The sequence below is a fragment of the Pseudarthrobacter sp. fls2-241-R2A-168 genome, assembly GCF_030209335.1.
Taxonomy (GTDB): Bacteria; Actinomycetota; Actinomycetes; order Actinomycetales; family Micrococcaceae; genus Arthrobacter.
Genome location: NZ_JARVSG010000050.1, coordinates 1 through 13,212 on the forward strand (window position 1 = coordinate 1; position 13,212 = coordinate 13,212).

At 65.8% G+C, this 13,212-nt stretch carries 12 protein-coding genes; 8 read left to right on the forward strand and 4 right to left on the reverse strand.

What is annotated here, in order from left to right:
- The first annotated feature begins 216 nt into the window (after positions 1 to 216).
- From QRN11_RS21420 to QRN11_RS21430, 3 genes are read left to right on the forward strand one after another with little or no spacing between them, the layout of a single operon-like run.
- Positions 217 to 1,407 carry a type III polyketide synthase gene (locus QRN11_RS21420; protein ID WP_285314424.1) on the forward strand — a complete coding sequence of 397 codons (1,191 nt, stop codon included), beginning with the start codon at positions 217 to 219 and terminating at the stop codon, positions 1,405 to 1,407.
- A 17-nt stretch (positions 1,408 to 1,424) separates the two neighbouring features.
- Positions 1,425 to 2,108 carry a methyltransferase domain-containing protein gene (locus tag QRN11_RS21425; protein ID WP_285314432.1) on the forward strand — a complete coding sequence of 228 codons (684 nt, stop codon included), beginning with the start codon at positions 1,425 to 1,427 and terminating at the stop codon, positions 2,106 to 2,108.
- Position 2,109: 1 nt separating this feature from the next.
- Positions 2,110 to 3,306 carry an FAD-dependent oxidoreductase gene (locus QRN11_RS21430; RefSeq protein WP_285314425.1) on the forward strand — a complete coding sequence of 399 codons (1,197 nt, stop codon included), beginning with the start codon at positions 2,110 to 2,112 and terminating at the stop codon, positions 3,304 to 3,306.
- Here the strand turns inward: QRN11_RS21430 and QRN11_RS21435 are convergent.
- The gene (locus tag QRN11_RS21435; protein ID WP_285314426.1) at positions 3,297 to 3,725 is read right to left on the reverse strand and encodes a nuclear transport factor 2 family protein; all 429 of its coding nucleotides are present in this window, start codon (positions 3,723 to 3,725) and stop codon (positions 3,297 to 3,299) included. The two genes, QRN11_RS21430 and QRN11_RS21435, sit on opposite strands and share 10 nt — an antisense overlap.
- Before the next feature lie 53 nt (positions 3,726 to 3,778).
- Here QRN11_RS21435 and QRN11_RS21440 point away from each other — a divergent pair, with 53 nt between their 5' ends.
- From QRN11_RS21440 to QRN11_RS21460, 5 genes are all read left to right on the forward strand, one after another.
- Positions 3,779 to 4,459, forward strand: a complete 681-nt coding sequence (locus QRN11_RS21440) for a peptide deformylase (RefSeq protein ID WP_285314427.1) — start codon at positions 3,779 to 3,781, stop codon at positions 4,457 to 4,459.
- A 60-nt stretch (positions 4,460 to 4,519) separates the two neighbouring features.
- Entirely contained in the window at positions 4,520 to 5,401 is an 882-nt protein-coding gene (locus tag QRN11_RS21445; RefSeq protein ID WP_285314428.1) for a putative RNA methyltransferase, read from the forward strand.
- Positions 5,402 to 5,527: 126 nt separating this feature from the next.
- Positions 5,528 to 6,001 (forward strand): NfeD family protein, encoded by a 474-nt coding sequence (locus QRN11_RS21450; RefSeq protein ID WP_091419991.1) that lies wholly within the window; start codon positions 5,528 to 5,530, stop codon positions 5,999 to 6,001.
- Between the two features lie 23 nt (positions 6,002 to 6,024).
- Entirely contained in the window at positions 6,025 to 6,969 is a 945-nt protein-coding gene (locus QRN11_RS21455; protein WP_285314429.1) for an SPFH domain-containing protein, read from the forward strand.
- A gap of 246 nt (positions 6,970 to 7,215) precedes the next feature.
- Positions 7,216 to 7,563 carry an RNA polymerase-binding protein RbpA gene (locus QRN11_RS21460; RefSeq protein ID WP_013600997.1) on the forward strand — a complete coding sequence of 116 codons (348 nt, stop codon included), beginning with the start codon at positions 7,216 to 7,218 and terminating at the stop codon, positions 7,561 to 7,563.
- A 71-nt stretch (positions 7,564 to 7,634) separates the two neighbouring features.
- Here QRN11_RS21460 and QRN11_RS21465 read toward each other — a convergent pair whose 3' ends face one another.
- The 3 genes from QRN11_RS21465 to QRN11_RS21475 all read right to left on the reverse strand — a co-directional run bounded on the left by QRN11_RS21465 (position 7,635) and on the right by QRN11_RS21475 (position 13,137).
- The gene (locus tag QRN11_RS21465; protein WP_142059224.1) at positions 7,635 to 8,375 is read right to left on the reverse strand and encodes a polyprenol monophosphomannose synthase; all 741 of its coding nucleotides are present in this window, start codon (positions 8,373 to 8,375) and stop codon (positions 7,635 to 7,637) included.
- Positions 8,376 to 8,470: 95 nt separating this feature from the next.
- Entirely contained in the window at positions 8,471 to 10,132 is a 1,662-nt protein-coding gene (locus QRN11_RS21470) for an amidohydrolase (RefSeq protein WP_285314430.1), read from the reverse strand.
- A gap of 53 nt (positions 10,133 to 10,185) precedes the next feature.
- On the reverse strand, positions 10,186 to 13,137 hold the full coding sequence (locus tag QRN11_RS21475) for a DEAD/DEAH box helicase (protein WP_285314431.1): 2,952 nt from the start codon (positions 13,135 to 13,137) through the stop codon (positions 10,186 to 10,188).
- Positions 13,138 to 13,212: the final 75 nt, after the last annotated feature.

The following is a 13,212-nucleotide window of genomic DNA, read 5'->3' on the forward strand; positions in this document are numbered from 1 at the left end:
CGGAACTCCGAGGGAGAGGGTATGAATGATTCATCTGATGAGATACGCAGAGTACTACTTGACATAATGTAGATTATCGGCACTTCGCAAAGGGGCTTCGAAAGGGGTCGGGCGCCGATCCCGGACGTCCCAGTTCCGGCCCCCACAAATCCGCTCCCGCAGACAAATCCGCAGGTCAGCATTGTCTTATCCGGAGTGCTCGTTAAGAATGAATCAATGACGGTCTATGTGCGATCCCTTGAAACAGCTGTCCCGAAAACCATGCTGATCCAGACCCAGGCCCGTGACGTGTTCGCGGCCCAACCAGGTTTATCCAGGCTTGGTTCGCGGCTGGTCAATACCTGCTTTGACTCAGCCGCCATCGACACCCGTTTCACCGCCGTTGAGGAACTCACCAATGATTTCCGCTCCGACAACCCGCAGTTCTACGATCCGGCCACCGGACTGCTGCTGAATCCCAGCACAAAGGCCCGCAACGAGATCTTCGGCCGGGAGGCCACCAGGCTCTTTGTGGACGCTGCCCGTGCCGCCGTCGCAGCCGCCCCTGAACTCGATTTACTTGACATAACTCATCTCATTACCGTTTCCTGCACAGGATTCTTCAATCCCGGACCCGATTACAAGATTGTCCGCGCACTCGGCCTGGATCCGGCCGTGCAGCGCTACCACCTCGGATTCATGGGCTGCTACGCGGCATTCCCGGCGCTGCGGGCAGCGAAACTGTTCTGCGAAGCGGATCCGGACGCTGTGGTGCTGGTGGTCTGCGCCGAACTCTGCTCCCTGCACGTCCGCACCTCCAACGATCCCGACACCATCATGGGATCGGCCCTGTTCGCCGATGGTGCCGCGGCCGCCGTCGTCACAGCCCGGAGCGGTAGCGAAGAACAGTCCCTGCTTCGACTGGACCACTTCGAAACCGTCCTTACGCCGGTGGGCGAAGACTCAATGGCCTGGAACATCGGCGACCACGGTTTTGAAATGGTCCTGGGCAATTATGTGCCGCACATCATCGATGACCACATCGTGGGCGCCCTGCAGCCCCTCCTGGCCAAGGATCCGGAACTGGCCGCACTCCCCTACACCTCCATCCGCCACTGGGCCATCCACCCCGGCGGGCGCAGCATCCTGGACAAAGTCCAGTCCCGGCTCGGCCTCACCGACGAGCAACTGGTCCCTGCACGCGAAACACTGCGCAACTACGGGAACATGAGCAGCTCCACGGTGCTGTTTGTGCTCAAACTCATCCTGGAACAGGCTCCCGAAGACGGCGACGAACGGATCTGTTCCATGGCCTTCGGTCCCGGGCTCACAGTGGAGACAGGACTGTTCACCAAGCTGCGCCAGGCACCTGCCGGAATGCGCCGGGACCAGGTGACCGGGCACGCGGCGGAAGTGCCGGTCGCCTGAATCCGGTGGACGTCCTGATGCGGCGGCGCGCCGCCGATGCCGTGGAACTGATGGACCTGCCGGACTGCGACGCCCGGCTCCTGGACAATACCTATCGCCAGTTTGGCCTGGTCAACCGCGTGGTGTCCGGCTGGCGGAAGCTGTACAGCCGGGAACTTCGGCCGGGGCTGGAGCAAAGCACCGCTCCCGCCCGGCTGCTGGACATTGGCTCCGGCGGCGGCGATCTGGCCTGCCAGCTCGCGGAATGGGCCCGCCGCGACGGACTGGCGCTGCGGATCACCGGCATAGACCCGGACGCCCGGGCGGCCGCCTTCGCCCGCAGACGTCCCGCGACGCCGGGGGTTGAATTTATGCAGGCCCACAGTTCAGACCTGGTCCGGGAAGGCAACAGCTTCGACTTCGTCATCTCCAACCACGTGCTCCACCATCTTCCGGCCGCCGATCTGCACCAGCTCCTCTCTGACTCCGCGGCGCTGGCCAGCCGGAAAGTCCTCCACAACGACCTCCGCCGCAGCCCCGCCGCGTACGCGCTTTTCTGGGCCGCGGCGCTGCCGTTCCGCCAGTCCTACATTCGAGCTGACGGCCTGACCTCCATCCGCAGGAGCTATACGCCAGCGGAATTGTCGGCCATCGCCCCGCCGGGCTGGAAAGTGGAACCGGGCGCGGCCTTCCACCAGGTCCTCACCCTGCGCAGGAACTGACGTGGCAACGGACGTCCTGATTATTGGCGGGGGCCCTGTCGGATTGTTCCTCGCAGCCCTGCTCCTCCAGGACGGCGCCAGCGTCAGGGTGATTGAACAGCGGCACTCGAGGAGCCTGCACACCCGCGCCATCGGCATCCACCCGCCCGCCCTCGAGGCGTTGCACCAGGTGGGGATTGCCGGGTCCGCAGTGCAGGACGGGGTCCAGATCCGGGAAGGGATGGCGGTCAGCGGCGGGAAGACCGTTGGCACGATGTCCTTTGGCGCAGTATCCGATGCGTTCCCGTTTGTGCTGGCCCTGCCTCAGTACCGCACCGAGCAGCTCCTGGAGGAGCGTGTCCGCCAGCTTGACGGGGAGGCAATCGTGCGGGGCGTACGGGCCTCGGAAGTTACGGACGAGGGCGAACTGGTCACCGTTGTTGGGGAGGCTGGCGGACCGGAAAGGTGTCATGAGGTGAAGTTCGGTGCGTCCCTCGTGGTGGCGGCCGACGGCGCGCGGTCCCGGGTGCGCAATCTTCTGGGCGTTCCTGTGGCCAGCAGGAGCTACCCCGACCACTACCTGATGGGCGATTTCCAGGATCCGGGGCTCCATGGCGAAAAGGCCGCTTTGTTCCTTGAGCCCGGTGGAATCGTTGAGTCATTCCCCTTGCCCGGGGGTATCCGGCGGTGGGTGGTGCGGCTGGGCCGTCCCGCCGGCAGCGCCGGTCCTGTCCAGCTGGCGGAGCTGGTGCGGGAACGCACCGGGATCCTTCCGGACGCTCGGACCAGCACCATGCTGAGCGCGTTCAGCGTCCGGTCCGCCCTCGCCCGCACAATGGCCGCTGGACGGATTGTCCTGATCGGAGACGCAGCACACGAGATCAGTCCCATCGGCGGCCAGGGCATGAACCTCGGCTGGCTGGATGCCCAAGCCCTCTCCCCCATCATTCTGGCGGCGTTGTCGGGCGGCCGAAAGGACTCGGCGGCTCGGCAGTTCAAGGAGTTCGACACCTGGCGACGTCAGGCGGCCAGAGTGGCCAGGCGCCAGTCCGAAATCAACATGATGCTGGGCCGGCCGCTGCCGGAGCCCCTGCTGACCCTGCGGAACCTGGGAATCCGCGCCGCTGCCGCCAGCCCGGCCGTCAATCTCTGGGTTGCCCGGCGCTTCACCATGCAGTCACTGGCGCGCGGCCGGCTCCCCAGCAGCGCCTACCGGTAGTAGCCGTCGTAACTGTCCTGGCTGACAATCAACCCCTCGCGCACCTCAAAGACTGAAGACGTCCTGGCCCGGATGGTTTCACCCCGGTCCCAGTAGCGGAGGTCCATCGCAACCGTCGCGGACCAGTCGGCTTCGACAACCACGCGGCCGCCCTCGCAGGTGGTCCGCCGGATGACAAACTCCTGGTGGGACACGACGTCGGAGCTTTGGTCCGCTCCCTGCAGGACTTCGGTCAGTGTCCGGGTGGAACCCTCGGGCGCCAGGAGGTGCGGCGCTTCCACCAGCACAAACGAGTCATCGAGGAAAGGCCGGATTCCGGCGGCTCCCCCGCCGGCTTCGAGGACGCGGATGAACCCCAGGACGCAATCCAGGGGTGAGGTTTGCGGTGCGGGCTCGTGCCGCGGCAAAGGATCAGGCATGGGATAGACACTAGCTGAGCGTGCGTGTGGCGGCAGGCCACTAGGCTTTGCTCATGAGCCAGAGCACGCCCGGGACAGACCTCACTGCCGAACAAATCCGCGAAACCGTGGAGCAGATCCTCGCCGCCGGGACGCTTCCGCCCATCGTGCAGGCCGGCCACCCCGCCCTCCGCCAGCGTGCCGCAGCATTTGACGGGCAGCTCTCCGGCGAACTGCTCACCAGGCTGATCAACATCATGCGCGAGGTGATGCACCAGGCGCCCGGTGTGGGCCTCGCAGCGCCGCAGCTCGGGATTCCCCTGCAGCTGGCGGTCCTCGAGGATCAGTACGACGTCGATCCCGAAGCCGCTGCCCTTCGGAAACGGAACCCGCTGGAGTTCCTGGCCGTCGTGAACCCCCGCTGTACGCCGCTCGGCTCCGGGTTCGCCTCTTTCTACGAAGGTTGCCTGTCGCTCAACGGCCTGCAGGCCGTGGTTGCCCGCCACGAACAAGTACTGCTCGAATTCCAGACCCCGGACGGGGCGGCCGCGCGGCGGGAGTTTTCCGGCTGGCAGGCCCGGATTGTGCAGCATGAGACGGACCATCTGAATGGTGTGCTGTACGTGGACCGTGCCCAGTTGCGGTCCCTCAGCAGCAACGCCGAGTATGCTGGACATTGGGCCGAAGCAGGCATCAGCAGGGCGCAGCAGGGGCTGGGTTTCGACGCCGGGCCGGCCGGGATCAGCCGCAGCTGACCCGCCCGCCGCGCACCTGCGCCGAAGAAAGGGCGGCAGCAGCGCCATAGGATTGATCCCATGCCCTCCTCCACGGACCTGCCGCTGCTGTGCCCGGTGTGCTCCCATCCCTTGGACCTTCTGACAGCGGAAACGGGCCAGGGCCGCCTGGCCTGTCCTTCCGGTCACAGTTTCGATGCCGCGCGGCAGGGATACTTCAACCTGCTGGTGGGTAAGGGGACGGCCTTCGAGGCCGACTCGGCCGTCATGGTCCAGGCCCGCGCCGACTTCCTGGGGAACGGCCATTACGGGCCCCTCGCGCACGCGGTGGCAGCCGCCGTCGTACCCTTCCTCCCGGCGGACGGCGCTGCGGTCCTGGATTCCGGAACGGGGACGGGACACTACCTGCGGGCCCTGCTGGATACTGCGGCAGCGGAGGGCCGGAACGTCGCTGCCCTCGGCCTGGACATCTCGAAGTTTGCCCTCCGCCGTGCAGCACGGCTCAACCCGGAAGCTGTGAACCTGGTCTGCGATATCTGGCAGCCCTTACCGCTGGCAGACAACGCCGTCGATGCCGTCACCGTGATCTTTGCCCCGCGCAACGCCGCAGAATTCGCCCGTGTGCTGCGGCCGTCCGGGCGGCTGGTGGTGGTCACTCCCCGCGCCGGGCACCTGGCCTCCCTTGCTGCCGTGACCGGCATGCTGGGCATTGAGGAGGGAAAGGAGGCCCGGCTAGCCGAAGCAATGGGGGGCCATTTCGACGTCGAATCAGCCGCCGACGTCGACGTCCCTTTGGCGCTGACCCGGCAGGCGGCCGTGGACTTGGCGTTTATGGGGCCGGCAGGTCACCACCTGGATAGGACGGCCCTTCAGGACCGGCTTGGAAGTCTCCCGGAGCCGATCATCTCGGACGCAAAATTCCAGCTGATGGCCTTCCGTCCCAGGAAACACGCCGCCGGGTAACGAGTTGGCCACTATCCTCCGGCCACCACTATGAGCCTGCCCACACCCGGGCAGGCGAGCACTAAGATTGAAGGACAGTTACTGGCGGGTGCGCGTCCGCGGCTCCCCGTAGCAAAGGGGGAGAACTTGTTCGAATGGCTCGGGGAAAACTGGTGGGCGCTGTGGCTCACGGCTTTCCTGGCGTTTGCAGTGATCGAGATGATCACGCTTGACCTGTTTTTCATCATGCTTGGCGGGGGTACCCTGGCCGCTCTCGTGGCCGACTTCGCGGGTGCAGACCTGTGGCTGCAGATCGTCGTGTTCTGCGTGGTGTCACTGCTGATGATCGCCTTCGTCCGGCCCGTTGCCCTGTCCCACCTGAAGAAGGGCCCATCGGACCAGCGGACCAACGTGGACCGGCTGATCGGTGAACAGGCTCTGGTGATGGAGCCCGTGACCTCGGACAGCGGCCTGGTCAAAATCGGCGGTGACATCTGGACTGCCCGCTCTGCCGGCGGGGTCCTGGCCGCCGGTCAAAAAGTTGTGGTCTCCGCAATCGACGGGGCCACCGCAGTGGTGTCAGCCCCGACCGGTTCCGCGGCCAGTCCAGATACAGCCTGATCAATTGGGGAACAAGGAGATGTATGGATAACGCCGGAGGTACTGCATTGGCCATTGTGCTGGTAGTCCTGATCGTGTTTGTGATAATCGTGCTGGTCCGTTCGGTGCGGATCATTCCGCAGGCCCGCGCGGGCGTGGTGGAACGGCTGGGCAAGTACCAGCGCACGCTGAACCCGGGACTCACCATCCTGATTCCGTTTGTGGACCGGCTCCTGCCGTTGCTGGACCTGCGCGAACAGGTGGTGTCCTTCCCGCCGCAGCCGGTCATCACCGAGGACAACCTGGTGGTTTCCATCGATACCGTGGTGTACTTCCAGGTCACGGACCCGCGCGCCGCCACCTACGAAATCGCCAACTACATCCAGGCGGTGGAGCAGCTGACCACCACAACCCTGCGCAACGTGGTGGGTGGCCTGAACCTCGAAGAGGCACTCACCTCGCGTGACCAGATCAACGGCCAGTTGCGCGGTGTGCTGGATGAAGCCACCGGCCGGTGGGGCATCCGCGTTTCCCGGGTGGAGCTGAAGGCTATTGATCCGCCCCACTCCATCCAGGACTCGATGGAGAAGCAGATGCGCGCGGAACGAGACCGGCGTGCAGCCATCCTGACCGCCGAGGGTACCAAACAGTCGGCCATCCTGACGGCCGAGGGCCAGCGGCAGGCGTCCATCCTGGCCGCGGAAGGCGATGCCAAAGCGGCCATCCTCCGCGCCGACGGTGAGGCCCAGGCCATCCAAAAGGTCTTCGACGCCATCCACAAGGGCAACCCGGACCAGAAACTGCTGGCGTACCAATACCTTCAGACCCTTCCGAAGCTGGCGGAGGGTTCCTCGAACAAGCTGTGGATTATCCCCAGCGAAGTCGGCGAAGCCCTCAAGGGCATTGGCAGTGCCCTGGGTGGAACCACCGCTGAAACCGGCGTTGCCGGCCTGTTCAATGAGGTGGGAACCAAGCCCTCAGAGCCCTAGGCTGCCGGGCCAGCCAAGCGATGGAAGGGATCCGCAGTCCACTGCGGATCCCTTCCATTTTGGTTGACATGGCATGGCACGCGTATAATTGGGTATTTGTCTGGCAGGACTAGATCCGCTGGAACAACCAAGCTTCGCAATGCGTTGAATCTAAGGATGCAGCACAGTGCACAGAGTAGTCCGGAGGCGCTTGGCGCCACCGGCTAGCGCGGGTTCTACACCGCGAACCGACCAGAGGGAGAAATCATGAGCGATCGCAGCCTGCGGGGCATGCGCCTTGGCGCGCAGAGCATGGAGACCGAGTCCGGAGTCGAGCCGGCTCCGCGCCAACGCGTCGAGTACCGGTGCGAAGACGGCGAGCAGGTCTTTGTCACCTTCTCCTCCGAAGCGGAGATTCCTCCGGTATGGGTTTCCAAGACCGGCAAGGAAGCGCTCCTGGTTGACGGCGAACGCCCGGACACCAGCAACGACAAAGCTGTCCGTACACACTGGGACATGCTGCTGGAACGCCGCTCCCTGCCGGAACTGGAGCAGATCCTCGAGGATCGCCTCACCATCCTGCGTGAACGCCGCGGGGAACGCCGCTCCGCGTAACACCCGAAAACAGCAAATGGGCCGTCCCGCACAGTGTGCGGGACGGCCCATTTGCTTTTAGTACGGAATGGCTACTGCCGTGCCGTCGCCTTGCGGGTGAGCGTGTTCCAGCGGGCCTGGAGTCCCCACTTGGTGACGTTGATCATGGCTTCGACCACGATGTTGCCGCTCATTTTGGAGGCGCCGAGTTCGCGCTCGACGAAGGTGATGGGGCGTTCCTCGATCCGCAGCCCCATCCGGGCCACCCGCCAGGCGAGGTCCACCTGGAAGCCGTAGCCCACCGAGTCCACCTGGTCCAGGTTCAGCTTTTCCAGGGTGGTCCTGCGGAAGGCCCGGTAGCCGCCGGTGACATCCTTGATCTTCAGGCCCAGCATCAGCCGGGCATAGGTGCTGCCCACCCGGGAGATGGCCTGCCGGTAGAGCGGCCAGTTCACCACGCTTCCGCCGGGGACCCAGCGTGAGCCCATGGCCAGGTCGGCGCCCTGGTCGATTGCTTCCAGCAGCTGGGGCAGCTGTTCAGGCTGGTGGGAACCGTCGGCGTCCATCTCAACCAGCACGTCGTATCCGGCGTCCAGGCCCCACTTGAAACCGGCGATGTAGGCGGCGCCCAGGCCTTCCTTGCCCTTGCGGTGCAGGACATGGACCTGGGAGTCCTCGGCGGCGATCCCGTCGGCGAGCTGGCCGGTGCCGTCGGGGCTGTTGTCATCCACTACCAGCACGTCCGAGGCCGGGACGGCTGCACGGAGCCGCTGCAGGGTGATGGGCAGCGATTCAAGCTCGTTGTAGGTAGGGATGATCGTAAGGACGCGCACAGAGAGCCTTCCTGGTGGGAGCAGTCGGTGCACCCGCTGGCCAGCGAAACCGGCGGCGGGCGCAGCTACCCATTATAGGGCGCCGGACAAACGGGTCAGGAACGCAGGGCAGGACTGGAGTACAGCTCCATGCCATCGCGCACCGTCTGCAGGCATACCGGATCCGCACCGGTGTCCAGTGCCGGCAGCAGGGGTGTCCGGGCCCGGGGGTCGGTGCTCCACGACTGGACCCGGCCATCAGCCACCTGGACCATCAGTTCTTCAACCTCCCAAACCGCGAAGCTCGCCGGAGCGCCCGGCACCAACTGGCCCGCCATCGGGTTGGGATACCTGGCCGCCCGCCACCCGGCCCGGGTGTGGCCCAGGAACGCCGCGCGCGCCGAAATCCGTTCGTCCGCATTATGGTGCTCCAGGCAAGCCCTGACGCTTGACCACGGGCGCAGCGGCGTCACAGGGCTGTCACTGCCGAAGCACACCGGAACTCCCGCCGAATACAGGCCCGCGAACGGGTTCATGGACTTGCTCCGGCCACCCAGCCGCTTCTCGTAAAGACCACCGGAACCACCCCAGGCAGCATCAAAGGCAGGCTGGGCACTGACGGTCACCGAGAAGCGCGCCAAAGTTTCCACCGCGGCGGCGTCCACCATTTCCACATGTTCGAACCGGTGGCCCGCAGCCCTGACCCGCTGCTCCCCCACCTCACCGGCCGCAAGCTCCAGCGCCTGCATTGCAGCGTCCAGTCCGGCGTCACCAATGATGTGGAAGCCGCCCTGGATACCGGCCAGCGAGCATGCCGCCAGGTGGGCTGCGGCCTCCTCCACGCTGAGGTACAGGCTGCCGGTTTCATCGGGGGCGTCAGCGTAGGCGGACCGAAGGGCTGCCGTCCGGGACCCGATGGAGCCATCGATGTTGAGGTCGCCGGCCAGGCCGCGGACACCTGGGCCCAGCTGGTCAAGGATCGAGCGGGCCTGCTCTTCGGACGACACCAGCTCGCCCCAGTACGGAAGAACTTCAGGTGTTGGACTGCCCTCACGCTCAAGGTTGTTCCAGGTACGGGCCACCCGGAGATCCCCGGCGCCCCCAATGTGCGGAGCGCCCATCTCCACGAGGGCCACGTAGCCATGCGATGCGGCCTCCGCCAGGGCACGCTGCTGATGCCGGCGCAGCACGTCGTCGGGGAGCCGGCGGGTCGCCTGCCTGGCAGCTGCGTGGGCTGCCCGCGTGACGCGCGCACCGCCGTCGTAACCGTCCAGGCCGCGGAGGGCGGCGGCGCCCGCCAGCGAAGGCGATACCAGTGCGGAGTGCACGTCCACGCGGGAGAGGTAGACCGGCCGTCCCCCAGAAGCCCGTTCCAGTTCCTCCGCACCCGGCAGCGCACCATCTGCCCAGGTGGTGTCATCCCAGCCGTGGCCAAGAACAGGACCGTCACCCGTGGCCGCGGCCACCGCGTCGAGGAGTTCCCTGGCCGAGGAAACGCCTTGAAGCGCCAGGGAGTCCAAGGCCAGGCCGGTCTCTGTCAGGTGCACATGGGAGTCAACGAAGCCCGGCGCCACCAGAGCCCCGCGGAGGTCGATGATCTCCATGGAGCTGTCCGCGATGGAGGATGCTGCCTGCTCCGACCCCACCCATGCCACCGTGTCACCGTCCACCAGCATGGCCGTGGCGAAGGGGTCGGCCGCCGTGTAGACGGATCCGTTCCTGTAAAGCACTGGTTTGGGCTTTTGGCGCGGTTCGGGCTGTGGCGCAGGGGTGGGCATGGGCGGACAAACTCCTAAGGGTCAGTGGGCGGGCAGCAGCCGGCAAAAAGAAATTAGAGGACAGAGGAATACGCCACGACGCCGCGGCGGATGAGTGAGATGGCCTCCGAACAGAGGCGGGCCAGGCGGGGTTCGAGGCCGGGGATCTTCGCGAGCTGGTCCAGCAGGTCAACCACCTGCTTCACCCACCGCACAAAGTCTCCGGCGGCGAGGTCGGTCCCGCTGAGGACGTCCTGCAAATGCCGGCCGCGGGCCCACTTGTAGAGCGGCCACACGAGGCCCAGCTCGGGCTCGCCGGTCAGCGGCAGTTTGTTGTCCTCTTCCACGTCCTCCAGGGCGGACCATTCCCTGACCACAATGTCCACCGAAGTTTCCAGGGAGATGCTGGGCATCCGGGGCCGGAGCCCCCGGTCCTCACGCTTGGCCTGGTACACCAGGACGCTGGCAAGGGCAGCGACTTCAACGGCATCGAGGTCATCGAAGGCACCCAGCCGCAGGGACTGTGAGATCAGCAGGTCCTTCTCGCCGTAAATCCGGCGCAACCGCTGGCCATCCGGGCTGATGATCAGCCGGCCGTCACCGGCGGGTTCGAGGTAACCATAGGAGGACAGCACGTCGCAGACGCGGTCAAACGTCTTGGCGATGGTGTTGGTGCGGCCCTGGATCTGCCGGACCAACCCGTCGGTCTCGCGCCGGAGCTTCCACCAGCGTTCGGACCAGCGGGCATGGTCCTCGCGTTCACTGCAGCCGTGGCAGGGGTGCGCGCGGAGCGCACGGCGGAGTTCTGCGATGCGCTTTTCCTGGTTGGGCAGGGCCGTGGCGAGGCCAAAATCGTTGTTGCGGTTGTTGCCCGGGGCGGGCGGACGGTTCTCCCGCAGCGCGTTCCGCGCCGAGGAGGCCAGGTCCCGCCGCGACTTGGGAACTTTGGCGTTGAAGGACTTGGGGATCCGGATGCGGGTGACCGGTGAGATGGGCCCTTCCAGGTCATCGTTCCCGATCCGGCGCAGCTGGTTGTCCAGCGTCAGTACGGCAGGCCGGGGCTCCCGGCTGCTGTGGTCGGAGCTGAGCACAATGGCCGGCCCCGGCGCCCTTCCACCGGGGACATTGACCACGTCGCCGGGAAGCAGACGGGCCAGCGAATCATCGTTGAGCGATTTGCGGGCCCTTGACTTGGTCCGCGAGGTGACGTTTTCGGCATCGGACAATTCGCGGCGCAACCGGGCGTACTCGGTGAAGTCCCCAAGGTGGCAGGTCATCGACTTGGCGTAGCCGGCCAGCGACTCCTCCCGGCTGCGGACCTGCTTTGCCAGGCCCACCACGGACCGGTCCGCCTGGAACTGGGCGAAGGAGGATTCCAGGATCTCGCGCGCCCTGGCCCGGCCGAACTGGGCCAGGAGGTTGATGCTCATGTTGTAGGTGGGGCGGAAACTGGAGTTCAGCGGGTAGGTACGCCGGGACGCCAGGCCCGCAACCGCCGTCGGGTCCGTCCCGGGCTGCCACAGCACCACAGCGTGGCCCTCGACGTCGATGCCGCGCCGTCCGGCGCGCCCCGTCAGCTGGGTGTACTCCCCCGCAGTGATGTCAACGTGCGCTTCACCGTTGAACTTGTCCAGCTTCTCCAGCACCACCGAACGGGCCGGCATGTTGACGCCCAGGGCCAGGGTTTCGGTGGCGAAGACCGCCTTGACCAGTCCGTCGGCGAAGAGTTTCTCCACCACTTCCTTGAACGTGGGGAGCATCCCGGCGTGATGGGCAGCGAAGCCCCTCAGCAGCCCGTCACGCCAGGTCCAGAAACCGAGGACGTCCAGGTCATCCGGCGGGATGTCATGGCCGGCCTCGTCGACGCGCTGGGCGATGATCCGCTGTTCTTTCTCGGTGGTCAGCCACAGGCCCGAGCCGACGCATTGGGCCACGGCGGCATCACATCCGGCGCGGGAAAAGATGAACGTGATCGCGGGCAGCAGGTCCATCTTGTCCAGGCTCGCGATCACCTGGGGCCGGCTGGCGGGGCGCACACCGCGCTCGTCGCCGCCGCGACCGGGCCGATCGTTCCCGCGCCGGCCGCGCTGTCCCCTGCCGGCGGGACCGGACCTGGCCCGGAAACTCTGCATGCTTTCGCTTCTGGCCACAGTCAGGAGGTCCGGGTTCACATCGAAGCCCCGCCCCCTGGGGTTGTCGTCCCTGCTGTCCCGGACCATTGCTTCCCCGGCGAGGGCCCCGGCTTCAGCATCGACCGGCGGGGCGATCTCGTCGAAAGTGGTTTCCCCGGCGAAAAGGTCCATGATCTGCCGGCCCACCATCACGTGCTGCCACAGCGGCACCGGCCGGTGTTCAGAAACAATGATGTCCGTGTCACCACGAACGGTATCCAGCCAGGCGCCGAACTCCTCGGCGTTGGAAACGGTGGCGCTGAGGGAGGCCACCTGCACCTCGCTGGGCAGGTGGATGATGACCTCTTCCCAGACGGCGCCGCGGAAGCGGTCAGCCAGGTAGTGCACCTCATCCATCACCACGTAACCCAAGTCATCCAGGGTGGCCGAATCAGCGTAGAGCATGTTCCGCAGGACTTCGGTGGTCATTACCACCACCGGAGCGTCGCCGTTGATGCTGGTGTCCCCGGTCAGCAGGCCCACGTTCTGGGCGCCGTACTTCTCGGTCAGCTCGGTGAACTTCTGGTTGCTGAGCGCCTTGATAGGGGTGGTGTAAAAGGCTTTGAGGCCGCGCTGCAAAGCGAGGTAGATGGCGAACTCGCCAACAATCGTCTTGCCGGCCCCGGTGGGCGCTGCCACCAGGACTCCCCGGCCCTCCTGAAGCGACTTGCACGCCTGGCGCTGGAAGTCATCCAGTTCAAAGTCCAGGGTCCTGATGAAGGAGCCTAGATAGGTGGCTGCTTCTGCCCTTCGTTCAGCGCTGGCGCGGTATCTTTCGGCGGGAGAAAGCTCCTCAGGATCGCTGGGTCCGGCGGAGGTTGGACCAGTGGAGAACGGCCCGGTATTGGAGGACATATACCAAGCCTAACGGGCGCCTAGATGAGTAATTCCTATTGCGTAGGACGGTGGGGGTGCTTTTAAAGTAAGGCG